Genomic DNA, 422 nt, shown 5'->3' with positions numbered 1-422 from the left:
TGGTGGGCGCTGACGGGATCGAACCGCCGACATTCTGCTTGTAAGGCAGACGCTCTACCAACTGAGCTAAGCGCCCTTTAAATCACAAGATTTAAAGTGTAAGTCTAAAATGGCGCAGCGGACGGGACTCGAACCCGCGACCCTCGGCGTGACAGGCCGATATTCTAACCAACTGAACTACCGCTGCATCTGACATTACTAACCGACTTATAGGTTGATAATGTGGTGGGCGCTGACGGGATCGAACCGCCGACATTCTGCTTGTAAGGCAGACGCTCTACCAACTGAGCTAAGCGCCCTTTAAATCACAAGATTTAAAGTGTAAGTCTAAAATGGCGCAGCGGACGGGACTCGAACCCGCGACCCTCGGCGTGACAGGCCGATATTCTAACCAACTGAACTACCGCTGCATCTGACATTAC

General features: G+C 52.1%; 4 tRNA genes. All 4 read right to left on the bottom strand.

Going from position 1 to position 422, the window contains the following annotated elements:
* Positions 1-76, bottom strand: a tRNA-Val gene (locus I2F17_RS12535).
* A 34-nt stretch (positions 77-110) separates the two neighbouring features.
* Positions 111-187: transfer RNA gene (locus tag I2F17_RS12530), tRNA-Asp, on the bottom strand.
* 36 nt (positions 188-223) lie between these two features.
* Positions 224-299: transfer RNA gene (locus I2F17_RS12525), tRNA-Val, on the bottom strand.
* Between the two features lie 34 nt (positions 300-333).
* A tRNA-Asp gene (locus I2F17_RS12520) sits at positions 334-410 on the bottom strand.
* Positions 411-422 lie beyond the last annotated feature (12 nt).

Origin of the sequence: Acinetobacter baretiae (genome assembly GCF_015627105.1) — a bacterium.
In the GTDB taxonomy this organism is placed as follows: Bacteria; Pseudomonadota; Gammaproteobacteria; order Pseudomonadales; family Moraxellaceae; genus Acinetobacter; species Acinetobacter baretiae.
This window is presented reverse-complemented; position numbering and strand designations above follow the sequence as displayed.